Annotated in this window: 24 protein-coding genes; 9 read left to right on the top strand and 15 right to left on the bottom strand. The window is 69.5% G+C overall.

Annotation, left to right across the window (positions count from 1 at the left end; genetic code table 11):
* Positions 1–174: 174 nt before the first annotated feature.
* The 11 genes from gspF to gspG form a co-directional block, all read right to left on the bottom strand.
* The gene (gene gspF / locus ASF45_RS29305; RefSeq protein ID WP_056672033.1) at positions 175–1,404 is read right to left on the bottom strand and encodes a type II secretion system inner membrane protein GspF; all 1,230 of its coding nucleotides are present in this window, start codon (positions 1,402–1,404) and stop codon (positions 175–177) included.
* 88 nt (positions 1,405–1,492) lie between these two features.
* Positions 1,493–2,881 (bottom strand): GspE/PulE family protein, encoded by a 1,389-nt coding sequence (locus ASF45_RS29310; RefSeq protein ID WP_056672035.1) that lies wholly within the window; start codon positions 2,879–2,881, stop codon positions 1,493–1,495.
* Complete coding sequence (gene gspD / locus ASF45_RS29315) at positions 2,881–5,259, bottom strand: type II secretion system secretin GspD (RefSeq protein ID WP_235581074.1); 2,379 nt, start codon at positions 5,257–5,259, stop codon at positions 2,881–2,883. Before gspD ends, ASF45_RS29310 begins: the two co-directional genes overlap by 1 nt.
* A gap of 4 nt (positions 5,260–5,263) precedes the next feature.
* Complete coding sequence (gene gspN / locus ASF45_RS29320) at positions 5,264–6,070, bottom strand: type II secretion system protein N (RefSeq protein ID WP_056672037.1); 807 nt, start codon at positions 6,068–6,070, stop codon at positions 5,264–5,266.
* 1 nt (position 6,071) lies between these two features.
* On the bottom strand, positions 6,072–6,578 hold the full coding sequence (gspM, locus tag ASF45_RS29325) for a type II secretion system protein GspM (RefSeq protein WP_056672040.1): 507 nt from the start codon (positions 6,576–6,578) through the stop codon (positions 6,072–6,074).
* Positions 6,575–7,801 carry a type II secretion system protein GspL gene (gene gspL, locus ASF45_RS29330; protein ID WP_056672046.1) on the bottom strand — a complete coding sequence of 409 codons (1,227 nt, stop codon included), beginning with the start codon at positions 7,799–7,801 and terminating at the stop codon, positions 6,575–6,577. The genes gspM and gspL overlap by 4 nt, the downstream gene beginning before the upstream one ends.
* 76 nt (positions 7,802–7,877) lie before the next feature.
* On the bottom strand, positions 7,878–8,834 hold the full coding sequence (gene gspK / locus ASF45_RS29335) for a type II secretion system minor pseudopilin GspK (RefSeq protein ID WP_056672049.1): 957 nt from the start codon (positions 8,832–8,834) through the stop codon (positions 7,878–7,880).
* A complete protein-coding gene (locus tag ASF45_RS29340) occupies positions 8,831–9,493 on the bottom strand; it encodes a prepilin-type N-terminal cleavage/methylation domain-containing protein (protein ID WP_056672055.1) in 663 nt (220 codons plus the stop codon). The genes gspK and ASF45_RS29340 overlap by 4 nt, the downstream gene beginning before the upstream one ends.
* Entirely contained in the window at positions 9,494–9,853 is a 360-nt protein-coding gene (gspI, locus tag ASF45_RS29345; protein WP_056672058.1) for a type II secretion system minor pseudopilin GspI, read from the bottom strand.
* Positions 9,853–10,317, bottom strand: coding sequence for a Tfp pilus assembly protein FimT/FimU (locus ASF45_RS29350; RefSeq protein ID WP_056672061.1), 465 nt, complete (start codon positions 10,315–10,317; stop codon positions 9,853–9,855). The genes gspI and ASF45_RS29350 overlap by 1 nt, the downstream gene beginning before the upstream one ends.
* The gene (gene gspG / locus ASF45_RS29355; RefSeq protein WP_056672064.1) at positions 10,292–10,729 is read right to left on the bottom strand and encodes a type II secretion system major pseudopilin GspG; all 438 of its coding nucleotides are present in this window, start codon (positions 10,727–10,729) and stop codon (positions 10,292–10,294) included. The genes ASF45_RS29350 and gspG overlap by 26 nt, the downstream gene beginning before the upstream one ends.
* 104 nt (positions 10,730–10,833) lie before the next feature.
* Here gspG and ASF45_RS29360 point away from each other — a divergent pair, with 104 nt between their 5' ends.
* A complete protein-coding gene (locus tag ASF45_RS29360; protein ID WP_235581075.1) occupies positions 10,834–11,247 on the top strand; it encodes a type II secretion system protein N in 414 nt (137 codons plus the stop codon).
* Here the strand turns inward: ASF45_RS29360 and ASF45_RS29365 are convergent.
* The 3 genes from ASF45_RS29365 to ilvA are packed head-to-tail and all read right to left on the bottom strand — an operon-like array spanning position 11,237 to position 14,183.
* Entirely contained in the window at positions 11,237–11,800 is a 564-nt protein-coding gene (locus ASF45_RS29365; protein ID WP_056672068.1) for a histidine phosphatase family protein, read from the bottom strand. The genes ASF45_RS29360 and ASF45_RS29365 overlap by 11 nt on opposite strands.
* Complete coding sequence (locus ASF45_RS29370; protein WP_056672071.1) at positions 11,800–12,606, bottom strand: adenosylcobinamide-GDP ribazoletransferase; 807 nt, start codon at positions 12,604–12,606, stop codon at positions 11,800–11,802. The genes ASF45_RS29365 and ASF45_RS29370 overlap by 1 nt, the downstream gene beginning before the upstream one ends.
* Positions 12,607–12,620: 14 nt before the next feature.
* The gene (gene ilvA / locus ASF45_RS29375) at positions 12,621–14,183 is read right to left on the bottom strand and encodes a threonine ammonia-lyase, biosynthetic (RefSeq protein ID WP_056672074.1); all 1,563 of its coding nucleotides are present in this window, start codon (positions 14,181–14,183) and stop codon (positions 12,621–12,623) included.
* A 300-nt stretch (positions 14,184–14,483) separates the two neighbouring features.
* On the opposite strand from ilvA, the gene ASF45_RS29380 reads away from it, so the two are divergent.
* Entirely contained in the window at positions 14,484–14,933 is a 450-nt protein-coding gene (locus tag ASF45_RS29380; RefSeq protein ID WP_056672077.1) for an OsmC family protein, read from the top strand.
* Between the two features lie 33 nt (positions 14,934–14,966).
* On the opposite strand, the gene coq7 is transcribed toward ASF45_RS29380, so the two are convergent.
* Positions 14,967–15,584 (bottom strand): 2-polyprenyl-3-methyl-6-methoxy-1,4-benzoquinone monooxygenase, encoded by a 618-nt coding sequence (gene coq7, locus ASF45_RS29385; RefSeq protein WP_056672081.1) that lies wholly within the window; start codon positions 15,582–15,584, stop codon positions 14,967–14,969.
* 274 nt (positions 15,585–15,858) lie between these two features.
* Between coq7 and ASF45_RS29390 the strand changes: the two genes are divergently transcribed.
* From ASF45_RS29390 to ASF45_RS29420, 7 genes are all read left to right on the top strand, one after another.
* Entirely contained in the window at positions 15,859–16,926 is a 1,068-nt protein-coding gene (locus ASF45_RS29390; protein WP_056672085.1) for a porin, read from the top strand.
* Between the two features lie 181 nt (positions 16,927–17,107).
* A complete protein-coding gene (locus ASF45_RS29395; protein WP_235581076.1) occupies positions 17,108–17,782 on the top strand; it encodes a DUF3047 domain-containing protein in 675 nt (224 codons plus the stop codon).
* 76 nt (positions 17,783–17,858) lie between these two features.
* Positions 17,859–19,436, top strand: coding sequence for an ABC transporter substrate-binding protein (locus tag ASF45_RS29400; protein ID WP_056672088.1), 1,578 nt, complete (start codon positions 17,859–17,861; stop codon positions 19,434–19,436).
* 56 nt (positions 19,437–19,492) lie between these two features.
* The gene (locus ASF45_RS29405) at positions 19,493–20,473 is read left to right on the top strand and encodes an ABC transporter permease (protein ID WP_056672091.1); all 981 of its coding nucleotides are present in this window, start codon (positions 19,493–19,495) and stop codon (positions 20,471–20,473) included.
* Positions 20,473–21,696, top strand: coding sequence for a M20 aminoacylase family protein (locus ASF45_RS29410; RefSeq protein WP_056672094.1), 1,224 nt, complete (start codon positions 20,473–20,475; stop codon positions 21,694–21,696). The genes ASF45_RS29405 and ASF45_RS29410 overlap by 1 nt, the downstream gene beginning before the upstream one ends.
* Positions 21,697–21,718: 22 nt before the next feature.
* Positions 21,719–23,299 (top strand): ABC transporter substrate-binding protein, encoded by a 1,581-nt coding sequence (locus tag ASF45_RS29415; RefSeq protein ID WP_056672096.1) that lies wholly within the window; start codon positions 21,719–21,721, stop codon positions 23,297–23,299.
* Positions 23,299–24,225, top strand: a complete 927-nt coding sequence (locus tag ASF45_RS29420; protein WP_056672101.1) for an ABC transporter permease — start codon at positions 23,299–23,301, stop codon at positions 24,223–24,225. The genes ASF45_RS29415 and ASF45_RS29420 overlap by 1 nt, the downstream gene beginning before the upstream one ends.
* The last annotated feature ends 9 nt before the right edge of the window (positions 24,226–24,234 follow it).

Below are 24,234 nucleotides of genomic sequence, written 5' to 3' on the forward strand. Positions count from 1 at the left end.
CAAAGTCCTATCCGCCGTTCGCAGCCCACGAAGCCGGTTCGCCAGGCACTGCTCCAGTGGCCGCGGAGCAGGCCATGCCAGCAGACGCCGCGGAACTGGCTCTGCCAGGCTGCAGGCGGCGCCCCCTGCAAGGGGGGTGGCGGAGCGCGCAGCGCGCAGACCGGGGGTGAGACCTCATCTTGCGAATTGGTTGAGCTGGATGATGGGCATCAGCACCGCCAGCACGATCAGCATGACGATCATGCCCATGGCCACGATCAACAGCGGCTCCAGGATGGTGGCCAACGCCATGGCGCGGCGCTGGACTTCGCTGCCGATCTGGCGCGCGGCACGCTGCAGCATGGTGGGCAGCTCGCCGGTCTGCTCGCCCAGGCGCGCGAACATCGAGACCAGCCCTGGGAAGCGCTTCTTCTGCGCCAGCGCCGAGGCCAGCGGCGCGCCTTCGCGCACGGCCACCAGCGCGTCCAGCGCGTCGGCGCGCATGGCGCGGTTGTTGAGCGTCTCGGCCGCGGCCTGCAGCGCGCGCAGGATGGGCACGCCGGCCGCGGCCAGCATGGCCAGCGTGCTCGTGAATCGGGCCGCGTTGTAGCCCGCGGCGAGCTTGCCGATCAAGGGCAGCCGCAGCACCATGGCGTCGAAGCGCTGGCGCACGGCCTCGGCGCGCAGCGAGAGCTTCAGGCCCACGCCGCCGGCCAGCAGCAGCAGCGCGATCCACCAGCCGTGGTGGCGCACCACGTCGCTGATGGCCAGCATGACCACGGTGAGGATGGGCAGCGCGCGCTTGGTGCCCGCGAACACATTGGCCACCTGCGGCACCACGTAGCCGACCAGGAACATCACGATCACGATGGCCACCAGGCTCACGATGGCCGGGTACAACGCGGCGCCGATCAGGCGCGACTTGAGTTCCTGTTGCGTCTCCAGGTCCTCGGCCAGCCGATCCAGCACCAGGCCCAGGTGGCCGCTTTGCTCGCCGGCGCCGATGACGGCGGTGTAGATCGGCGTGAACTCGCGCGGGTGCCGGGCCAGCGCCTTGGCGAAGGACGAGCCGGCATTGACCTCCGAGCGCAGGCCGGCCAGCAGGTGGCGCTGGCGCTCGTCCTCGGCCTCCTCGGTCAGCGCGGTCAGCGCGCGTTCGAGCGGCAGGCCGGCGGAGACCAGGCCCGAGAGCTGGCGCGTCCAGACCGCCAGCGCCGTGCCGCGGAACACACGGCCGGCGAACAGCCCGCGCGAGCGCGGGGCCTCCTCGCCCGCACCCTGGCCAGCGCCGACCGGTTCCACGGACAGCGGCACGAGGGCCTGGGCGCGCAGCATGCTGCGCGCCGAGCGCGCGGTGTCGGCCTCCAGCACGCCCTTGCGGGTCGCGCCTTCGGCATCGACGGCTTCGAATGCGTAGGCGGGCATGTGTCAGTGCCGCCCGGCCGCCCGAAGGCTCTGACGCGCCCCCTCGGGGGGCAGCGATACGCGCAGCGATGAGCGTGGGGGCTTCATGTCAGTCTCGGGTCACGCGCAAGAGCTCTTCGCGCGAGGTGATGCCGGCGGCCACCAGCCGTTCGCCGTCCTCGCGCATCAGCAGCATGCCGTTGCGCTGCGCGGCGGCGCGGATGTCGGCCTCCGAAGCCCGGTTGTGCACCTGGGCGCGGATCGCGTCGTCGGCCACCAGCAGCTCGAACACGCCGGTGCGGCCCTGGTAACCGGTGTGGCCGCAGGCCTCGCAGCCGGGGCCGCGGCATGTGGTGCACAGCTTGCGCACCAGGCGCTGGGCCTGCACGCCCAGCAGCGAAGAGCTCAGCAGGAACGGCTCCACGCCCATGTCGATCAGCCGCGTGACGGCGCTGGCGGCGTCGTTGGTGTGCAGCGTGGCCAGCACCAGGTGGCCCGTCAGCGAGGCCTGGATCGCGATCTGCGCGGTCTCGAAGTCGCGGATCTCGCCGATCATGATCACGTCCGGGTCCTGGCGCAGGATGGCGCGCAGGGCCTTGGCGAAGGTCAGGTCGATCTTGGCGTTGACCTGGGTCTGGCCGATGCCGGGCAGCTCGTACTCGATCGGGTCTTCCACCGTCATGATGTTGCTGCGGCTGGCGTCCAGTTCGCTCAGCGCGGCGTACAGCGTGGTGGTCTTGCCCGAGCCCGTGGGCCCGGTCACGAGGATGATGCCGTGCGGCTGGGCAATCAGCTCCTGCAGCTGGCGCAAGGCCTCGCCCTGCATGCCGACGGAGGTCAGGCTGATGCGCTCGCTGGACTTGTCCAGCAGACGCAGCACGGCGCGTTCGCCGTGCGCGCTGGGCAGCGTGGAAACGCGCACGTCCACGGCGCGCGTGCCGATGCGCAGGCTGATGCGGCCGTCCTGCGGCAGCCGCTTCTCGGAGATGTCGAGCTCGGCCATGATCTTGAGGCGCGAGATCAGCGCGGCGTGCAGCGCGCGGTTGGGCTGCACCACCTCGCGCAGCGTGCCATCCACACGGAAGCGCACGCTGGAATGGCGCTCGTAGGGCTCGATGTGGATGTCGCTGGCGCCGTCGCGCGCGGCCTGCGTGAGCAGCGCGTTGAGCATGCGGATGATGGGCGCGTCGTCCGAGGTCTCCAGCAGGTCTTCCACCGCCGGCAGCTCCTGCATCATGCGCGAGAGGTCGGCATCGCTCTCCACCTCGCTGACGACGGCCGCGGCGTTGGATTCGCCCTGGGCATAGGCCGCGCTGATGCGCTGGGCCAGCGCGGCCTGCGCCAGCGACTGCACATGGCGCACCGGATGCTTGCGCATGACCTCGGCCACGGCGGTCGGTGGCGTGGCCGGGTGCAGCCACAGCGTGAGTTCGCCGAGGTTGTCTTCCAGCAGCAGTTGCTGGCTGCGGGCGAAGGCGTAGGGCAGCGGGTGGCGCATCACTGCGGCGTGGTCACAGGCTGCGACGGTGCGCCCGGCGTCTGGGTCTGCAGGTTGGTGGACGGCGGCAGCAGCGGCGCTGGCATGGTGGCCGCAGCCGGGGTCAGCCGGCGCAGCGGCTGCTCCGGCAACACGGGCGCCTCGTTCACGCGCACCAGCGAACTCTCCTGCGGCTGTGCCTGCTGCTGGCCCACGCGCATGAGGTCGTAGCGGTCCATGGACAGGGTCTCGGCGGACTGGTTGTCGCGCACCACCACCGGGCGCAGGAACACCATCAGGTTGGTCTTCCTGCGCGAACGGGCCTCGCTCTTGAACAGGTTGCCGAAGAACGGGATGTCGCCGACGCCGGGCACCTTCTCCTGGTTGCCGCCGTACTGGTCCTGCAGCAGGCCGCCCAGCACGACGATGGAGCCGTCGTCCACCAGCACGGTGGATTCGATGGCGCGCTTGGTCGTGGTCGGGCCGCTGGCCGCCGACTCGGTGCCCGACTTGACGGCCGAGCTTTCCTGGTAGATCACCATCTTGACCGTGCCGTTCTCGTTGATCTGCGGGCGCACCCGCAGTGTGAGGCCTACGTCCTGGCGCTCGTAGGTCTGGAACGGGTTGACGGTGCCCGAGCCGGTGCTCGTGGCGTTGGTGTAGGAACCGGTCACGAAGGGCACGTTCTCGCCGATGATGATGCGGGCTTCCTCGTTGTCCAGCGTCAGCAGGTTGGGCGTGGACAGGATGTTGCCGTCGGTGTTGGTCTCCAGGAAGCGCGCCAGGAAGCCCAGCACGTTGTTGCCGTTCTTCTGGTAGATGTAGCCCAGGTTGCCGCCCGTGGAGGGCAGCGCGGTCTGCCCCGTGGTTGTGGTGCCCGAGCCGTTGATGAGACCGGGCGCGATGCTGAAGATGTTGCGGCCACCCACGCTGAAGTTGGTGCCGAGTGCCGCCAGGTTCTTGCCGCCCAGCAGGGCCGACCACTGGATGCCGAACTCGGCCGCCTTCTCGGCGTTGACCTCCACGATCAGGCTTTCCACGAGCACCTGGGCGCGCCGGCCGTCGAGCCGGTCGATGACGGCGCGCAGCTGGCGGTACTGGGGTTCGGGTGCCGAGATGATCAGCGAGTTGGTCGAGGGGTCGGCCTGGATCTGGCCGCCGGTCGAGGGCTGGTTGCTGTTGCCCTGGTTCAGGTTGCCGCCGCCCGTGCTGCTGCCGCCGAAGCCGGAGATGCTGCTGCTGCCGCTCGATCCGCTGCTGCTGGCGCTGGAGCCGAACGAGGTCTGCATCGTGCCCAGGCTCGGCGATCCACTGCCGGGCTGGCTGCCGCTGCCCTGCGTGCCGGTGCCGCCCACGTTGCCCGCGGCGATGGCGGCGCGCAGCGTGGCGGCCAGCTTCACCGCGTCGGCGTTCTTGAGGTAAACGACATGGATGTTGCCGCTGGCGGCGCTGGAGCCGGGCGCTGGCGGCTGGTCCAGCCGTGCCACCAGCGAGCGGATCAGGTTCATGCGCGCTGCGTTGCTGGCACGCACCACCAGTGCATTGCTGCGCGGCTCGGCCATCAGCGTGGTGCGGTACGAACTGTCGGCGGCCTGGCCCGCGGCCGGTGCGGCCGCACCGGCCGCGCTGCTGCCCGGCTCGACGAGCCGCGAGACCAGGGGCGCCAGGTCGCTGGCGATGGCGTGGCGCAGCGGGATCACCTCCACGTCGGTGGCGTTGGACACGTCCATGGCCGCGATCACGCGGGCCAGCCGGCGCAGGTTGTCGGCGTAGTCGGTGATGACCAGCGAGTTGGTGCCCGGGTTGGCGTTGATGGTGTTGTTCGGGCTGATCAGCGGGCGCAGCACCGGCACCAGGTTGTTGGCGCTCTCGTGGTTGAGCCGGAAGATCTGCGTGACGATCTGGCTGCCGCCGGGCAGGCCGCCGTCGCCGCCTTCGCTCACGCTGACCGGGCTGCTTTGCAGCTTGGCATCGGCCTCGGGCACGACCTTGTCGAGGCCGGCGGCGTCGACCACGGTGAAGCCCTGCATGCGCAGCGCCGCGATGAACTGGCTGTAGGCGACCGAGGGCGGCACGGGCTGGTCCGTCGACAGGTTCATCGTGCCCTTCACGCGCGGGTCCACCACCACGTTGCGGCCGGTGATGGTGGCCATGGTGCGCGCCACGGCCTCGATGTCGGCATTCATGAAGTTCAGCGTGACCGGGTCGCCGCGGCGCGGGCCACTGGGCACCAGGCTCACGGTGCTGGGGCCGGTCGCGCCTTGTGCGGCCGCGGCCGGGATGCCGGGCTGGCCGGGCAACGGCGGCACCTGGGCCTGCGCCATCGAGGCATGGCACAGCAGTGCGGCGGCGAGTGCGCAGGCGCGGCGGGCGGGGCGTGGTGTCGGAAAGGAGTGCATCGGGCTAGCCCACTTGGATGATGGAACGCAGGCCATTGCGTCGGCCAATGATGTTCAGGAGGTTCGAAAGCGCGTCGACCCGCTCGGGGTCGGCGACGGCTTCACCGGAAAAGCGCAGGCGCGAGCCCACCCATTGTCCGCTGCCGCTCAAAGTGAGGCTGCCGGCGATGGTCTCCAGCCGCAGGCTGGCGGGCGCGTCGTCGCCACCCCCTGCCAGCGTGAGCCGGTAGCTGCCCATGGGCTTGAGCGTGGACAGGCGTGAGGACAGCTCGCTGGCCTCCAGCTGCAGGCGGCCCTTCACCAGCACGCGGCCGGAGACCCATTCGAGCGACAAGTCCTGCGCGGACAGTGCCAGCGTGCCTTCAGGCTGGACCGTGTTCCAGGGCGTGCCCAGGCCGGCCAGCACGGGGGCCGGCCAGTGCGACTGACCGTTGCCGATCTGCACGCGCGCGCCGGTCCAGCGCGGTTCGGCAAGCACCTGCCAGGGCTGCTGCATGCAGCAGGTTGCGCGCATCGCCAGCTGTAGGCCCGACCACGCGGGGCGCAGCTGCCACTCGAAATGGCCGGGAAGGGCGATGGCGTCGCGGCTGTCCGCACCGCCGGCCAGCACCAGCTGGGCCGAGCCGTTCCACAGGCTGCCGCGCGGCGCGCGCAGCAGCACATGCTGGTCGCTGCCTTGTTCTACGGCCCAGGCCAGCCAGCGCGCCGGCGCGAACACCAGCACGCCCGCCAGCAGTCCAGCGGCGCCACCCAGCCAGGCCCAGCCCCAGGGGGCGCGGGCGGTTGCGGCGGTGCGGGGGGCGCGGGCCACGTCAGCGGGCCGGCAGCGTGAGGACCAGCGCACCGTCCCAGCGGGCCGGGGCATTGGCAGGGCCGGCCGCGCGGGTCAGGCGGGCCTCGGCCGGCAATGCGCGCGCGTTGACGCGGGCCTGCGTGAGCCAGCGGGCCAGCGCGTCGGCCTCGGCGGCCTTGAGCGTGAGCGTGGCGCGCTCGCCCGCCACGCTGAGCTGGGCCGTGTTGCCCAGGCGCTGGCGCACCGAGGTCTCCAGCGCGCGCAACGCGTCGTCGTAGGGCAGGCGCGGCTGGTTCTGCAAGGCCATGGCGTCGGACTGCAGGCCGCGCATGGTCTGCAGCTGTACATCGAGGTCGTGGTGCTGGGCCTCGGCATGGCGCAGCGTGGCCAGGGCCGGGCCGAGCAGGACCCACCAGACCAGGGCCACCAGCACGATGGCGCCGGCCAGCACGACGGCACCACGCTCGCGCGGCGCGAGCAGGTCCCAGCGGGTGCGCAGCTGTTGCTGCAGGGCGGCGAGCTTCATGGCGTGGCTCCGGCGTCGGGCAGGGGGCGCAGCAGCAGGCGCTCGCCTTCGGACTGCGCGCCCAGGCCGTGGGCGCGCAGGCGGCCGTTCAATGCGGCCAGGGCTTCGGGGGTGGTGGCCAGGCCGCGCAGCCGGGCTTCGCCGTTGCCGAATTCGATGGCCTGCGGCACCTGGCCGGGCGGCAGCGTGGCGCCCAGGGCGCCCAGCATGGCTTCGAGGTCGCGCGGGCCGTAGGCGCCGGAGGCCTGGCGCAGCAGCTCCACCTCGCGCGCCATCTGCACGGGCGCATCGACGACCACGCGCACGGAGGGGAAGCTGCTGGAGAGCACGCCGCGCACGGCGGCGCGCTTGTCGGCCAGGGCGGTCGATTCCTTCCAGGCCCAGGCGTTCACGCCGACCAGGTGGGCGAGCACCAAAAGCCCCAGGCCCCAGCGCGCAGGGCGCCACTGCGGGCCGCGGGCGATGGCGGCCACGCGGCGCAGCGTGCCCTGCACGGCGCGGCGGCGGTCGGAACTGGCCAGGTCGAACTGCGCCAGGTCCCAGCTGCCGGCGCCGGCCTGCAGCCAGCGCTCGGTGGCGGGGCGCAGCTGCAGCTGGCGGGCGCCGCTCTGCTCGGCCAGTTGGGCCAGGGCGGGGTCGGCGAACACGGGCACCTCTTCAGCGCTGCCGGCCTGGGCCAGCGCCCAGTCCAGCGCGGGTGCGGCCAGCGGCAGCACGCTCACGCCCTGCGCGCCGCTGTAGGCCAGCCAGGCGGACTCGGGCGTGCCAAGGATCTCGATCTGCTCGCTGCCGGGCGCGAGTTCGGGCACGACACGGGCGGCCGGGCGGCGTGCCGCCTCCAGCAGGTCCAGGCCGGCGCGCAGCCAGGCGCGGTCGCAGGTGGCGACCCACGCCGGGGTCTGGGCGCGGGCGCCGGCCTCGAGCGCGAAATGCACGGCGCCGGGGTCGTCGAGCAGGCGGTCTTCGAGCAGGCCTTCGAGCAGCGCACGCAGACGCGGCGTGCCGGAAGCGCCGCGCGCCAGCGAGCCCTTGGGCAGCTCGACGCGGTGCCAGGACAGCGCCTGCGCCGGCACGAGCGCCACGGTCTCGCGTGCGGCGGGCAGCAGCGCCGCGACGGCGTGCGCGTGCGCGGCGACGGTGCGACCGTCGGCGCTCAGCACGTACTCCAGCGGTGTGGCTGCACCGGGGGTGTCCAGGGGCAGGACGACGATCAGGGTGCTCAAGGTTTCTCTCTCGGAGGCGGAGGGACGCGGCCGGGCCGCGCTTGCGGCGGGCGATTGTAGAGAGCGCTCATGACGGTCATGGCTGGCGCTCTCCGGCGACGCGCTGGCGCCAAACGGTGGCGACGACGTTGTTGCTGCTGCGGTGGACCAGCGAGCGCTCGCTGACCACGGTGCCCTCCATGCGCAGGCGGCCATTGACCTCGAAGTATTCGGAGATCACGCTGTAGCCGGTTGTGGTGAGCGTGCCATCCGGGCTCAGGATCTTGGCTGCAGCCGTTGGGTCGCGCAGCGGGCTGTTAGTGCGTGCCTGCACCAGCCGCTGGGCCGCGGCCAGATCCAGTTCCTCGGCGGAGGCGGCGATGACCTGGGCACTGGCGGTGTTCAGGTTGATCTTTGTGTCGTTCCGCGGCAGCAGCGTGACATGGGGCTCCAGCACGCGCAGTGTGGCTGGCGAGACGCCCAGCCAGACGAGCTGGTCGAAGCGTTCGGGGCGCAGCGGCACGTCGGCGCCGTCGTCGGTCTGCTTCTGGCTGGCGCGGCTCAGGTTCTGGGCCATGGCCATGAGTTCGGCCTGGGGCAGGCCCAGGAGATCGAACAGCCGTTTGAACGCCTCCAGGGGCGGTTCGAGCAGCGTGCCCTCCGCATTCACGAGGTTGGCGACGTTCATGCGCGACTGCAGATCGACGATGCTACCGGACAGGAACACCTCGGGCAGGCCCTCGTCGCCGCCTTGGTTGACACCGTTCTCGGCCGCCAGGAAGGTGGACATGCGCGACTCCTGCAGCGGTACGGCCCAGGGTTCGGCCAGGTGGTCGGTGCGGCTGCCCTGCCCATCCTGGCGCAGGACCAGCCGGGAGAAGTCGAGCGCGCCGACCAGCACCCAGGCCGACTGGCTGCGTGCGCGCTCGGACTGTTCGACCTCGACCGCGCGCCATTGCTGCCACAGCGCCGTGGCGGCGAAGGTCGCCACCAGCGTCACGGTCAGCATGGCCAGCAGCAGGGCCGCGCCGCGCTGCGCGTGGGCGCGCTTCATGAGCCGCTGCCCCCGACCGTGGGCCGCACCCAGTCGCGCGTGATGGTCCCCGACACCGCGCCGCCCGGCGGCAGTTCGAGCACGAGGCGCACGCCGTCGGGCACATCGGTGCTGCCGCTGCTGCCGGTCTGCGGCGTGTCGGCGCTGGACAGCGGGTTGGTCCAGGTGTTGACGCGGTAGTAGAAGAGGCGCCAGTCCAGCAGGGGCGCGATGGCCACCTCGCGCTGGCGCTCGTCGCTGCTGGGCGTTTGGGCCCAGCTGCCGGCGCGCTCCCAGGCCTGCAGCAGCTGGGCCCGGCTGTGCAGCACGGGCGACTGCCAGCGCAGCCACTGGCCGCCGTCGGCCACGCCGCGGCGCGTCCAGGCCACGACCAGTGGGCCGGTCTCGCCGGGCGTGGTGCTGGCGCGCACGATCCGCATGACGCGGCCATCCCAGTCCAGCGGCGGCCGCTCGGTCACGTCCAGCATGGCGTCCAGGTCGGCCGTCCATTGGGCCAGGCCCGCCTGCAGCGTCAGCACGGCGTCGGTGTGGGCGCGCGTGGCCGCCTGGGTGCGCGTCATGCCGTCCAGGCCGCGCCAGCTCAGCACGGCGACGATGGCCATGATGGACAGCGCGATCAGCAGCTCGACCAGCGTGAAGCCGCGGTGGGGCCTGCGCATCTAGAAGCGCCCCTGGATCGTGGTGATGCGCAGCACCGGCACGCCGTCTTCGAGCACCTGGGCATCGATGCGGCGAAAGCTCGGGTTGGGCGTGGGCCGCACGCCCAGCAGCACACGGAACATGCGGCCGGCCTGCTCGCAGGGCTGGTCGGTGTCGCCCACGCCCGGCAGCTGCCCTCGCGCCAGGCGCAGCGCGATGAGTTCGTTCTCTGCGCAAATCTGCGCCAGCAGCACGTCGCTCTGGCGCGTGGCGTTGCGCGTCAGCGCGCTGGTGGCCTGGGTGCCGGCCAGCAGCGCGATGGCGACGATGCCGAGCGCGACCAGCACCTCGACCAGCGTGAAGCCCCGGACCGGGCGCATCACGGTTGCACGTTCTGCACCGCGAACGGGCGCACGCCATCGGTCGCGACGCGCAGCGCCAGCTGCGGGTTGGCGACCGAACGCAACTCCAGCCATTGCGCGCCGATCACCGGCTCGGGCCCCAGCAGCACGCTGGCTTGCGCGGCGACGATGGTGTCGCGGCTGAGCCAGTGTTCGGGCAGCGTGCCGGGCAGGGCGCCTTCGAAGCGGAAGCCGCTCTCCAGCGCGCGCCAGCGCACGGGCACGCCGTTGGCGCGCGACTGGGCCCGGGCAGCGTCGAACAGCGCGGCCAAGCGCTGCGCCTCGCGTTCGAGCTGGCTGTCGGCGCTGTCGCGGAAGGCAAAGCCGACACCGGCGCTGGCCAGGGCCACGATGGCCACGACGACCAGCAGTTCGAGCAGCGTGAAGCCGCGCTGGCGCGTCGGGCTGGTCGCCGGCTTACTGCCAGCTGCCGATGTCCGCATCTTTGCCCTCGCCGCCGGGCTGGCCGTCGGCGCCGAAGGACATGACGTCGATCTCGCCCTTCACGCCGGGGTTCAGGTACTGGTAGGGGCGGCCCCAGGGGTCGTTGGGCAGCTTTTCCAGGTAGGGCTTCCAGTTGATGGGAATGGGGTTGGTGGTGGGCTTGGTCAGCAGGGCCTGCAGGCCTTGTTCGCCCGTGGGGTAGCGCTGGTTGTCCAGCCGGTACATGCGCAGAGCCTGCATGAGGTTGGTCACGTCGGTCTTGGCGGCGGTGGCGCGCGCGTCGTCGGCACGGTCGAGCACGTTGGGCACGATCAGCGCGGCCAGCACGCCGATGATGACCAGCACGACCATCAGTTCGATCAGGGTGAAGCCGGCCTGGATGCGGCGGCGGGAGCGGGACAACAGAGTCATGGAGGTGTGGAGCGCGGCGGGGCGAAGCGTTCCATGATAATCCGCGCATGTTGCGAACTGCTCCAGCTTCCTTTCCGTCCGCGCGCACTGCGAATCCCTGGCCGGTGCGGCTCGTGACCGTGCTGGTGTGGGTGCTGGCCGCCCTCAGCGTGGCGTTCTGGGCGCTGCGCTTGTGGGGGCCGAGCGACGAGGCCGCGCCGGCGCCCGTGGCCAGACCGGCCCTGGCGCAGGCCGATGCCACGGCCGTGGGGCGCCTGCTGGGCGCGACGGTCCAGGTGGCGGCGGCCCCGGTGGTGACCAACAACCGCTATGTGCTGACGGGTGTCGTGGCCGACCGGCGCCAGGGTGGTGCCGCGCTGATCGCGGTGGCCGGCCAGCCACCCAAGCCATTTCGTGTCGGCGCCGAGATCGAGCCCGGCGTGCGCCTGACCTCGGTCGGCGCGCGCCAGGCGGTGCTGGCGGCAGCGCCCGATGCGGACCCGCTGGCCACGCTGGAACTGCCGCCGATCACGCGGTAGGCGCCGGCAAGTCCAGCACGCAGCATTCGCCGCAGGCCACGCTCTCGACGGGCCATTGGTCGGCGCGGGCCAAAGCCCCCCGACCGGACAGCAGCCAGCGCACGGCCTTGATGACCCCGGCGTGCGTGAGCCACAGCGCCTGCGGCGCATGCCCCGCCGCGGTGGCTTGCAAGGCCGAATCCACGCGCGCGATGAAGTCGCTGACAGATTCGCCGTCGCCGGGGCGGTGCCGCGCGAAGTCCTGTGTCCAGGCCGCCATGGCCGCCCGGCCGATGCCGTCCCAGTGCTGGCCTTCCCAGTGGCCGAAGTCCATCTCGGCCAGGCGTGCATCCGTCGTGAAGTGCAGGTCCGGGCGCAGCCGGGCCAGTGCGCCGGCCAGGCTGCGGCAGCGGCCCAGCGGCGAGCAGGCGCCGGTGAGCCCGTGTGGCAGCGCGCGTGCCAGCCGCGCGGCGCACTCCGCCGTGTGGGCCGGGTCGGCCGGCACGTCGCTGGCACCGTAGCAGATGCCGGGCGCGAGCAGCACCTGCGGGTGGCGCACCAGCCACAGCCGCATCAGCGGCCCAGCGCGCAGGCGGCGCCCAGGTAGAAGGCGATCTCGCAGACCTGCTGCGTGGCGCCCAGCGCGTCGCCAGTGAAGCCCTGCAGCCGCTGGCGGAACCAGCGGAACATCCAGGCCGCCGCCAGCACCGCGCCGGTGCAGCCGTACAGCGCGAAAGCCAGGCCCTGGCCCAGGGCGACGCCGAGCAGCGCCGGCAGGCACCACAGCGCACCCAGGCGCAAGGTGCGCACATCGATCTGGTCGGCCAGCGGCTTGGCTTTGGAGCGGGCGGTGTCGCCCACATGCGGCAGCAGCAGTGGCAGGGCCAGCGGCAACAGGCGCGACAGCACATGCCCGCCCAGCAGCGCCCACAGCAGCGGCGCCAGGCCGGCCCCGCCCAGCACGGCCAGCAGCGTGATCTTGGAGACCAGGCCCAGCACCAGGGCCATGGCGCCGAAGGCACCGATGCGCGAGTCCTTCATGATGTCCAGCGCGCGTGCGCGGTCCAGGCTGCCGCCCAGGCCGTCTGCCACGTCGGCCAGGCCGTCCTCGTGGAAGCCGCCGGTCATCAGCACGCTGGCCACGGTGCCCAGCGCGGCTACTGCCAGCGGCGTGAAACCCTGGGCCGGCAGCAGCCACCAGAGCAGGGCGCTCACGCAGCCCGCCCAGGCGGCAACCAGCCAGCCGACGCCGGGGAAGTGCGCGGCGGCCGCGCGCAGCATGGCGGGGTCGAAACCGACCCAGGCCGCGAGCCGGCCTGTCACCGGCACGCGCGTGAAGAACTGCAGCGCGACCAGGTAGTGGCGGACGGCCTGCTGCACGCGTTTACACGTCCTCAGGCCTGCAGGAACAGGCGGTAGACCGGGTTGGCGGTCTCTTCCACCCAGGGGTAGTCCAGCTGGTCCAGGAACTTGCCGAAGGCCTTGGCTTCGGCGGCCGGCACCTGCATGCCGACCAGGATGCGGCCGTAGTCGGCGCCCTGGTTGCGGTAGTGGAACAGGCTGATGTTCCAGTTGGGCTTCATGAGGCTCAGGAACTTCAGCAGTGCGCCGGGGCGCTCGGGGAAGGTGAAGCGCAGCAGGCGTTCGTCGCGCGCCAGCGCCGAGCGGCCGCCCACCATGTGGCGCACATGCTCCTTGGCCAGCTCGTCGTGCGTGAGGTCGATGGCCTCGAAGCCGCTGCGCACGAAGCGCGTGGCCAGCTTGGCCGATTCGCCCTTGCCGTGCGTGGTCAGGCCCACGAAGACATGGGCCTGGGCCGCATCGCTGATGCGGTAGTTGAACTCGGTCACGTTGCGCGGGCCGCCAGGCAGCTGGCCGACCACCTCGCAGAAGCGGCGGAAGCTGCCGCGTTCCTCGGGGATGGTCACCGCGAACAAGGCTTCGCGCTCCTCGCCGACCTCGGCGCGCTCGGCCACGAAGCGCAGCCGGTCGAAGTTCATGTTGGCGCCGCACAGGATGGCAGCGTAGGTTTCGCCGCGCGTCTTGTGGGTGGCCACGTACTGCTTGATCGCGGCCACGGCCAGGGCGCCAGCCGGTTCGACGATGCTTCGGGTGTCGACGAAAACGTCCTTGATGGCGGCGCAGACGGCGTCGGTGTCGACCAGCACGAAGTCGTCGACCAGGCCGCGCGCGACGCGGAAGGTTTCCTCGCCGACCAGCTTGACGGCCGTGCCGTCGGAGAACAGGCCCACGTCGTCCAGTGCCACGCGCTTGCCGGCCGCGACCGAGCGGGCCATGGCGTCGGAATCCGTCATCTGCACGCCGATGACCTTGGTCTCCGGGCGCACCGCCTTGATGTAGTTGGCCACGCCCGAGATCAGGCCGCCGCCGCCGATGGCGACGAACACGGCGTCCAGGTGCTGGGTTCCGAGGCCCTGCAGCTGGCGCAGGATCTCCATGGCGATGGTGCCCTGGCCGGCGATCACGTCCGGGTCGTCGAAGGGGTGGACGAAGGTCAGGCCTTCCTTCTTCTCGAGCTTGGCGGCGTGCTGGTAGGCGTCGCTGTAGCTCTCGCCGTGCAGCACGACTTCGCCACCGAAGCCGCGCACGGCATCGATCTTCAGTTGCGGCGTGGTGGTCGGCATCACCACCACGGCCCGCGTGCCCAGCTTCCGGGCGCTCAACGCCACGCCCTGGGCGTGGTTGCCTGCCGAGGCGCAGATCACGCCCTTCTTCAACTGCGCTGGCGTCAGGTGCGCCATCTTGTTGTAGGCGCCGCGCAGCTTGAAGCTGAACACCGGCTGCTGGTCCTCGCGCTTGAGCAGCACGGTGTTGTGCAGGCGCTGGCTCAACGCGCGGGCCGGTTCCAGCGCCGTTTCCGTGGCCACGTCGTAGACCCGGGCGGTCAGGATTTTCTTGAGATAGTCGGCGGGGGACAGGCGCTTGGTCGAAGGCATGGGATGGCGGCAGGCCGGCAGGTGCAGGGAGCGCGGATCATAGAGAACCCCGGAGCCTTGCCTTCAACATGCGACGGACGCCGCAAAGAAAAAAGCCCCGAACCTTGCGGTTCGGGGCTAATCCACCTTTTCGGAGGGTGGAGGAGACAATCGGTGCGCCGACTTGCGACGCGATGGGTGAAGTATAGCCACTATTTTTGTGCGACGCAGCATTGCGTGACATGTCAGTGGTGAAATTTCGTGAAGAATTCGGCACTTTCGCAACGCTGTTTGGCCAGCACAACACAGGGGTACGTAGAGATGGAATGCACAGTGAGCTGGACCGGCGCCGCCGGCACGCAGTCCGGCATGGGGTTCGTGGCCGAGACCGGCAGCGGCCATGTGCTGGCGATGGACGGCGCGCCCGACGCGGCACGGCCCGAGAACGGGGGGCGCAACCTGGCGCCGCGGCCCATGGAGACCGTGCTGGCCGGCGCGGGCGGTTGCACGGCCTACGATGTGGTGCTGATCCTCAAGCGTGGCCGGCACGACGTGCGCGGTTGCTCGGTCAAGCTCAGTGCCGAGCGGGCCGAGACCGACCCCAAGGTCTTCACGCGGATCCAGATGCACTTCACGGTCACGGGCAAGGATCTGCAAGCCGCGGCGGTGGAGCGGGCCATCGCCATGAGCCACGACAAGTACTGCTCGGCCACCATCATGCTCGGCAAGACGGCCGAGATCGTCACCAGCTTCGAGCTGAAGGACGGCTGAAGCCGCCAGCGCCCCGCGCGCGTTCCAGGCGCTTCAGATGCGGTGCGCGGTGGTCGTCATGATCTTCGCCGCCGCGCGCATCAGCCCTTTGGCGGCCCGCGGCAAGGGCAGTGCGCCGGCCTGGGCGGCATCGCGCGCATGGCGCAATTCATCGTCGCGCATCTGGGCCACGATGGCGCGCGATGCGTGGTCGTTTTCCGGCAGGCGGCTGAGATGCGAGCCCAGGTGCTCGGCGACCTGCTTTTCGGTCTCGACCACGAAGCCCAGGCTCACCTTGTCGCTGATCTTGCCGGCCACGAAGCCGAGCGCGAAGGCCCCGGCGTACCAGACGGGGTTGAGCAGCGAGGGCCGCGCGCCCAGTTCCTGCAAGCGCTCGGCCGTCCAGGCCAGGTGGTCGGTTTCCTCGCGGCTCGCTTCCTCGAAATGGGCACGCAGCGCCGGATCCCGCGTGGCCAGGGCCTGGCCGGTGTAAAGCGCCTGGGCGCACACCTCGCCGACATGGTTGACGCGCATCAGCGCGCCCGACAACTGCTTCTCGCCCGCCTCAAGCGCCGTGGCCTGCGCGGGCACGGTCGGGCATGGCCGGCTGGCGCGCGCTGGCACGAAGACCGTTCGGAGGGCGGCGTCGACGGTGCTGAGCAAGGTGTCCATGGTCGTGTTTGGGAAAACCCCAGTATAGGGATCGCCTGCATGGCAGCGCGCGCGTGCAGGGCGTCGTGATCGTTTGCCAGCTGTTGTAGCCAAGCGACGAAAAAGAGCATTGTTAGGCCTTTTCTTTTGCCCAAGGTCACCTGTTCTGGTGCAATACGCCCAACTTCCCAAAAGGAGGTTGGCCCGGGACTCCGGCGAGACTGAACAAAAGTGCTGAAGCACGACGCGGTCTCTTCGAACCGGAGCCCTCTGTTTAACCTTGGAGAATCTCGCAATGAAAAAGAGTCTGATCGCTTTGGCCGTGCTGGCTGCTTCCGGCGCCGCCATGGCTCAGTCGTCCGTCACCCTGTACGGTGTGCTGGACGTTGGCTTCGGTAAGGTCAAGGGCGAAAAGTGGGGCATGAACAACGGTGAAGGCTACTCCGGCAGTGGCGACGGCTTCAACAGCACGTCCGTGATCGGTTTCCGTGGTTCGGAAGATCTGGGCGGCGGCCTGAAGGCCAACTTCAACCTGCAAACCAGCGGTCTGGACCTGTCGAGCTCCGGCACCGGCCTGAACTTCGGCCGTGAAGCCTGGGTGGGTCTGGAAGGTGCTGGCTGGGGTGCGATCCAGCTCGGTCGCTCGTCGTCTGTCGCTGCCAAGGTGATGGGCGGTTACGACTTCAACGGCACGTCCTATTCCTCTGCCTATGACCGCGCCGGCATCAGCGCCGTGACTTGGTACGGTTCGTCGCGTCGCAGCAGCCAAGTGCAGTACGTGACCCCGAACTTCGGCGGCTTCACGCTGCGCGCTGGCTACACCGCCAAGGGCGACCAGACTGCTACCAGCAACTCCAGCGTGGGTCTGCTGGGCGCGCCGTACGGCGAAGCCAAGGCCCAGTACAGCCTGGGTGCGACCTTCGCGAATGGCCCGCTGTCTGTCAGCGCAATGGCCGAATCCAAGGCTCAAGAAGGCATGCGCACCGCTTACGCCGTCGGCGCAAGCTACGATCTGAAGGTCGTGAAGCTGGCTGCTACCTACAACCGTCGTGAAACCGAGGGCGTGGATGGTTACAACACCATCGCCAACAACACCGGCCGTGGTGCAGGTGGCAAGGGCTGGACGCTGGCTGCCGTGGCTCCGTTCGGCCCCGCCAACGTGGGTGTCCAGTACGCTCGCAACACTGGTGCCGACATCAGCGCTGTGGAACTGTTCGCCAACTACGCGCTGTCCAAGCGCACCCGCTTCTACGTCGACTTCGTGAAGACCTACGACCAGAACGGTGTTGCGGCTGTTGGCGCGGTGCCTGCTCGTCCCTCCGAGCCGTACGCCATCGGCCTGGGCGTCGTCCACACGTTCTAATCCAAGGGCTGCCTGAGCGCAGCTTGACGATTGCAATGTATAAAGCCGCCGCGTCGCAAGACCGGCGGCTTTTTCGTGCGTGCTTTTCTTGATGGGACCTGAATCGATGCGCTTTGTGATCGTGGCCTTGGTGGCGTTTCAATTGCTGGGATGCGCATCCTGGCGTGCGGAGAAGGTCGTGGTGCCCATCGCCCTGACTCCATGGGCCGAGACCTCGCTGTCGGACGTGGATGGCAAACCATGGCAGCACCTGCCGCTGCCGGGCAAGCGCACGACGCAGTTCGAGCCGGTGCAGGTCAATGGCCGTGCAGCCATGGCCGTGACCGCGGAGGCCTCGGCTAGCATGGTCCGCAAAAATGTCCATGTGCCGGCGGGTGCCTTGGGCCAGCTGTCGTTCTCCTGGAAAGTACCGGCCTTGATCGCCGGTGCCGACATGGCTGCGCGCGATGCCGACGATGCACCGGTCCGCCTGGTGCTGGCCTTCGAGGGCGACCGCAGCCGCTTCTCCGCCAAGAATGCGATGCTCTCGGAACTGGCGCGCGCACTCACCGGCGAGGAGATGCCCTACGCCACGCTGATGTATGTGTGGTGCAACAGCCGCGCGCCAGGCAGCGTGATCATGAATCCACGCACCGACCGCATCCGCAAAATCGTGGTGGAGTCGGGGCCCGCCGGCCTGGGCCAGTGGCGCGACTACGAACGCGATGTGCGCGCCGATTTCGTGCGGGCCTTCGGAGAAGAGCCGGGCGCGCTGGTCGCGGTGGGCATCATGACGGATTCGGACAACACCGGCAGCCATGTACGCGCCTGGTATGGCCCGCTGAACCTGCACCGGAGCGTGGCCACTGCCCCCTGACCGCATGGGGAAAGTCCGGCTGCCTGGGCTGGCCCGCTTGTTGCATAGTGGAATCTCTTTTTTCGAGAGCCTGCCCATGCAAAAGATCGCCTTGTTCTGTACCGGTGCATTCGTCGCGTTGACCCTCGGGACCGCTGCGCAAGCCAAGACCTTCAAATGGTCCAGCGCCAGCGACATCCCCACGATGGACATCCATTCGCAGAACAACGCACTGGGCAATGGCGTACATGCGTCGATGTACGACTCGCTGGTCTACTACAACAGCAAGACCTTCAAGCCCGAAGCGCAACTGGCCACCGAGTGGAAGCAGGTCAGCCCGACGCAGGTGCGCTTTTTCTTGCGCAAGGGCGTGAAGTTCAGCGATGGCTCGCCATTCACAGCCGACGACGTGGTGTTCTCGCTCACGCGCGCCATGGCCAAGACTTCCAACTACGCCGTCTACGCCCAGGGCATCGACAAGGTGGTCAAGGTCGACGACACCACCGTCGACGTGATGCTCAAGGCGCCCACGCCCACGCTGGTCAACCAGCTGACCGAGCTGCGCATCATGAGCAAGGCGTGGGCCGAGAAGAACAAGTCCGTCGAGCCCAAGGACATCAAGACCCAGGACGAGACCTTCGCGCACCGCAACGCCATGGGCACCGGTCCCTACATGCTCAAGGAGTGGCAGCCCGACCAGCGCATGGTGCTCGTGGCCAACCCGCACTATTGGGGCAAGAACGCCAGCAACGTCACCGAGATCGTCTACACGCCGATCAAGGCCCAGGCCACGCGGCTGGCCGCGCTGCTCTCGGGCGAGACCGACTTCGTGCTCGATCCCAGTCCGCAGGACCTGGGCCGGCTGCGCAGCAATGCCGACATGAAGGTCATGGACGGCGTGGAGAACCGCACCTTGTTCCTGGGCATGGACCAGTTCCGCGACGAACTGGTGGGCTCCAGCGTCAAGGGCAAGAACCCGCTGAAGGACGTGCGCGTGCGCAAGGCGCTGTACCAAGCCATCGACATCAGCGCGATCCAGCGCGTGACGCTGCGCGGCCTGGGCGAGAGCACCGGCACGCTGGTCTCGCCGCAGGTCAACGGCTGGACCAAGAAGGCCGACGTGCGCTGGCCCTACGACGCCAAGGCCGCGCAGAAGCTGCTGGCCGATGCCGGCTACCCGCAGGGCTTCGAGGTCGACTTCGCCTGCCCCAACAACCGCTACATCAACGACGAGGCGGTCTGCCAGGCCATCACCGCCATGTGGGCGCGGGTGGGCGTGAAGGCCAAGCTGCGCACGCTGCCGCTGGTCACCTACTTCCCGATGATCCAGCGCTACGAGGCCAGCATCTACATGCTGGGCTGGGGCGTGCCGACCTTCGACGCGCTGTACAGCCTGCAATCGCTGGTGCGCTCGGTCGGCGCGGGCGGTGACGGCAACTACAACGTGGGCCGCTATTCCAACCCGCAGATGGATGCCCTGGTGGAGCGCATCAAGGTCGAGACCGACCTCAAGAACCGCAACGAACTCATCGAGAAGGCGCTGATCCTCTCGCACGAGGATGTCTCGCACCTGCCGCTGTACAACCAGGTCATCCCCTGGGCCATGAGGAAGAACATCGAGGTCGTGCACCGCGCCGACAACCGCCTCGACTGGCGCCTGATCAAGGTCAACTGATCTCGCGGGCCTGACGGCGCGCAAGCTGCGCCGCCGGGCTCCAGGAGCCTCAACCGATGTTTGCATTCATCTTGCGCCGGCTGCTGCAGGCCGTGGTGGTGATGGTGGCCGTGGCCTTCATCGCCTTCCTGCTGTTCCAGTACGTGGGCGACCCTGTCGTGTTCCTGCTCGGGCAGGACGCCACGCCCGACCAGATCCGCGAACTGCGCGAGGCCCTGGGCCTGGACCGCCCGTTCATCGTGCAGTTCTGGCACTTCCTCTACAACGCGGCACAGGGCGAGTTCGGCCTGTCGTTGCGCCAGGGGGCCAAGGTGTCGCGGCTGATCGCCGAGCGCTTCCCGGCCACGCTCGAGCTGGCACTGGTCGCCGCGCTGATCGCGCTGCTGGTCGGCGTGCCCGCCGGTGTCTACGCCGCGCTGCGCCGCGGCAGCTTCATGAGCCAGATGCTCATGACGCTGTCGCTGCTGGGGGTGTCGCTGCCGACCTTCCTGATCGGCATCCTGCTGATCCTGGTGTTCGCGGTCTGGCTCGGCTGGTTCCCGAGCTTCGGGCGCGGCGAGACGGTGCAACTGGGCTGGTGGAGCACCGGCCTGCTCACACCCAAGGGCTGGCACCACATCATGCTGCCGGCCATCACGCTGGCGATCTTCCAGCTCACGCTGATCCTGCGGCTGGTGCGCGCCGAAATGCTGGAGGTGCTGCGCACGGACTACATCAAGTTTGCGCGGGCGCGCGGCCTGTCGGACCGCGCCATCCACTTCGGCCACGCGCTCAAGAACACACTGGTGCCGGTGATCACCATCACCGGCCTGCAGCTGGGCACGCTGATCGCGTTCTCCATCATCACCGAGACGGTGTTCCAGTGGCCCGGCATGGGTCTGCTGTTCATCCAGGCCGTGACCTTCGCGGACATCCCGGTCATGGCCGCCTATCTGTGCCTGATCGCGCTGATCTTCGTGACGATCAACCTCATCGTCGACCTGCTGTATTTTGCGGTCGATCCGCGGCTGCGCCTCGGCAAGTCGGGGGGGCACTGATGCTGGCGCCCGTGCTGCGCGCCGGGGGGCGGGCCTTCGCCCACATCGCGCAATTCCATCCCGAACTGACGGCGCTGCGGCGCGACCTGCACACGCACCCGGAGCTCGGGTTCGAGGAGTACTACACGGCGGCTCGCGTGGCCGATGCGCTGCGCTTGTGCGGGGTGGACGAGGTCCACACCGGCGTCGCCAAGACCGGCGTGGTGGGTCTGGTGCGCGGGCGCAGCACGGCCAGCGGGCGGTCGATCGGCCTGCGCGCCGACATGGATGCGCTGCCGATGGTCGAGCAGGGCGAGCGCGACTGGCGCTCTGCGCGCAGCGGCCTCATGCACGGCTGCGGGCACGACGGCCACACCGCCATGCTGGTCGGCGCCGCGCGCTACCTGGCTGAGACCCGCAACTTCGACGGCACCGCGGTGCTGATCTTCCAGCCCGGCGAGGAAGGCTTCGCCGGTGCACGGGCCATGGTGGAGGACGGCCTGTTCGACCGCTTCCCCGTGCAGGCCGTGTTTGCCATGCACAACTGGCCGGCCATGGCGCCCGGCACCATCGGCCTGAACAGCGGCGCCATGATGGCCGCGGCCGATCGCGTGACGATCCGCGTGATCGGCAAGGGCGGCCATGGTGCCCACCCCTACCAGACCGTGGACCCGGTGCTGGTGGCTGCGCACATCATCACGGCCGCGCAGAGCATCGTCTCGCGCAACACCCGGCCCATCGACGCGGCGGTGCTGAGCCTGTGCGCCATGCACGCGGGCGACCTCGGCGCCATGAGCGTGGTGCCGGGCGAGGCCACGCTGGTCGGCACCGTGCGCACCTTCGATGCGGCGGTGCAGGCCCTGGTCGAGCGGCGCCTGTCCGAGCTGTGCACCGCGGTGGCCCAGGGCTTCGGCGCCCAGGCCGAGGTGCGGTTCGAGCGCATCTACCCCGCCACCATCAACCACCGTGCGCAGGCCCTGTTCGCCGGCGACGTGGCCGAGCGCCTGGTCGGTCCGGAGCGGCTGGTGCGCGACATGGAGCCGAGCATGGGGGCCGAGGATTTCTCCTTCATGCTGCAAGCCAGGCCAGGCGCCTACCTGCGCATCGGCCAGGGCGCGCCCGATGGCTGCCACCTGCACAACAGCCGCTACGACTTCAACGACGACATCCTGCCCCTGGGCGCGGCGCTGCATGCCGGCCTCGTCGAGCAAGGCATGCCGCTGACCGCGTCCACCCCCACCTGAGTCTTTCACCGGAGCCCAAGCCATGCACACCAAGCCCCGCCTCGCTGCATTGACCGCGTCCCTGCTGCTGGCCGCATGCCTCTCGGCCCAAGCCGTGACCCTGCGCATCGCCAACCAGGGCGATGCCACCTCGCTCGATCCGCATTCGCTGCAGGAGTCGCTGCAGCTCACGGTGACCGGCAACGTCTACGAGCCGCTGGTCACGCGCGGTGCCGACTTCAAGCTCACCGCTGCCCTGGCCACCGACTGGAAACAGACCGCGCCCACGGTCTGGCGCTTCAACCTGCGCAAGAACGTGCAGTTCCACGACGGCACGCCGTTCACGGCCGACGACGTGATCTTCAGCTACGACCGCGCGCGCGGCGAGGGCTCGGACGTCAAGAGCTACGTGGGCCAGATCAAGCAGATCAACAAGATCGACGACCACACCATCGACATCGTCACCACCCAGCCGTTCCCGATCCTGCCCGACCTCATCACCAACTGGTACATCCTGAGCAAGAAGTGGTGCGAGGCCAACCAGGCCACGCGCCCGGTGGACCGGCGCAAGGGCGTCGAGAATGCGGCCTCGTTCCGAACCAACGGCACCGGCCCGTTCCGCGCGCGCGAGCGCCAGCCCAACGTGCGCTCGGTGTTCACGCGCAGCCCCAACTACTGGGGCAAGATCGACAGCAATGTGGACGAGGTGATCTTCAACGTGGTGGGCAACGACGCCACGCGCGTGGCGGCCCTGCTGTCGGGCGAGGTCGACGTGATGGAGCCCGTGCCCGTACAGGACGTGGAGCGCATCAAGCGCGACGGCAAGGCCAACGTGCTGCAGGGCCCCGAGCTGCGCGTGGTCTTCCTGGGCATGGACCAGAAGCGCGACGAGCTGCAGTTCTCCAACATCAAGGGCAAGAACCCGTTCAAGGACAAGCGCGTGCGCCAGGCCTTCTACCAGGCCATCGACATCGAGGCGATCCGCACACGTGTGATGCGCAACTCGGCCATCCCGGTGGCCCTGATGATCCCGCCGCAGGTGCGCGGCTACGCCAAGGACCTGGACAAGCGTCTGCCCTACGACACCGAGGCGGCGAAGAAGCTGCTGGCCGAAGCCGGTTATCCGAACGGCTTCGAGGTCAAGATGAACTGTCCGAACGACCGCTACGTGAACGACAGCGACATCTGCCAGGCGGTGGCCGCCAACCTGGCGCGCATCGGCGTCAAGATCAACCTGGAGGCCGAGACCAAGGCCAGCTACTTCCCCAAGATCCTGCGTCGCGACACCAGCTTCTACATGCTGGGCTGGGTGGCCAGCACGGTGGATGTGCACAACGTGCTGTTCCCCGTCATGGGCACGCCGGGCGAGGGCGGCCGCGGCCAGTTCAACCTGGGCGCCTACAGCAATCCCAAGCTGGATGCGTTGACCGACCAGATCGCCTCCGAGGTCGACGACGGCAAGCGCATGGCCATGATCCACGAGGCCATGAAGCTGCACCAGGACGACATCGGCCACATCCCTTTGCACCAGCAGACCCTGAACTGGGCCGTGCGCAAGGGCGTCACGGTGGTGCAGCTGCCGGACAACTTCATGCCCTGGAAGTTCATTCAGGTCGGCAAGTGATGCAGGCGGCAACACACGGCGGCTGGTTCCAGCGCGCCTGGGATAGCGATGTCGGCCACAGCTTCCGTACCTCGCCCACGGCGATCGTCGCGGGCGCCGTGGCCCTGGTGTGCATCTTCTGCGCCTTCTTCGCGCCCTGGGTCGCGCCGCACAACCCGTTCGATCTGGCCACGCTGGAACTGAGCGACGCGCGGCTGCCGCCGGCCTGGCAGGCCGAGGGCACGTCCAAGTATTTGCTGGGCACGGACGACCAGGGGCGCGACATCCTCTCGGCGCTGATGTACGGCGCGCGCATTTCGCTGGTGGTGGGCCTGGCCTCGGTCCTGCTGTCGCTGCTGGTGGGCGTGAGCCTCGGCCTCTTGGCCGGCTTCAAGGGCGGCTGGGTCGACGCCGCGCTGATGCGGCTGTGCGACGTGATGCTGTCGTTCCCGGCCATCCTCGTGGCCCTGCTGATCGCCGGCGTGGGCCGCGCCCTGTTTCCCAACGCGCACGAAGGCCTGGCCTTCGGTGTGCTGATCATCTCGATCTCGCTGACCGGCTGGGTGCAGTACGCGCGCACGGTGCGTGGCTCCACGCTGGTCGAGCGCAACAAGGAATATGTGCAGGCGGCCCGCGTCACCGGCGTTTCGCCGCTGCGCATCATGCGCCGCCATGTGCTGCCCAACGTGACCGGGCCGGTGATGGTGCTGGCCACCATCCAGGTGGCCACGGCCATCATCACCGAGGCCACGTTGTCTTTCCTGGGGGTGGGCGCGCCGCCGACATCGCCCTCGCTGGGCACGCTGATCCGCGTGGGCAACGACTACCTGTTCTCCGGCGAATGGTGGATCACGCTGTTCCCGGGCCTGATGCTGGTGCTGATCGCGCTCAGCGTGAACCTCCTGGGTGATTGGCTGCGCGACGCGCTCAATCCCCGCCTGCGCTGACCGGCGCAC

Source organism: Pseudorhodoferax sp. Leaf265, assembly GCF_001422365.1.
Classification (GTDB): domain Bacteria; phylum Pseudomonadota; class Gammaproteobacteria; order Burkholderiales; family Burkholderiaceae_C; genus Pseudorhodoferax.